Source organism: Phyllobacterium sp. GQ127, assembly GCF_059758635.1.
The window spans coordinates 1-372 of sequence record NZ_JCAXDZ010000033.1; the positions used below are offsets into that span (position 1 = coordinate 1).

Annotated in this window: 2 pseudogenes; both read right to left on the reverse strand. The window is 58.3% G+C overall.

Annotated features, from left to right (window positions below):
• Window positions 1–215 (reverse strand): annotated as a pseudogene (locus AC6CHM_RS25140) (DUF58 domain-containing protein); the annotation flags it as partial.
• A 13-nt stretch (window positions 216–228) separates the two neighbouring features.
• Window positions 229–372, reverse strand: a pseudogene (locus AC6CHM_RS25145) (AAA family ATPase); the annotation flags it as partial.

Genomic DNA, 372 nt, shown 5'->3' on the forward strand with positions numbered 1-372 from the left:
GTGCGTGCCGTGGAGTTGCGGTCGATGGTGCGAATGTCGTCGCCGTAGGTCCACAGCCTGATATCATCGATCTCGCTGCCGCGGCCCCGTCGCTTGGTTGCAACAGGACCCGGCATGGACTGGGTTCTGATGTTCCGTTTTTGCCTGGTGTTTGTCGCGGCGTGCTTCAACAGGATCAGCGCCGTTGTATCAATGTAGGTGCCCTTATCGTTCATGTGTCATGTCGACCTATAAGGGCGCGATACGGTCGAGGATTGTCGCAATCACGCCGCGAGGCGTCTCGCCCTCCGCTATCGCTTTCCAGGTCAGGCCGAGACGATGTGCCAGAACATCTTCGGCCAGAACCTGAACATCTTCCGGCGTGCCATAATC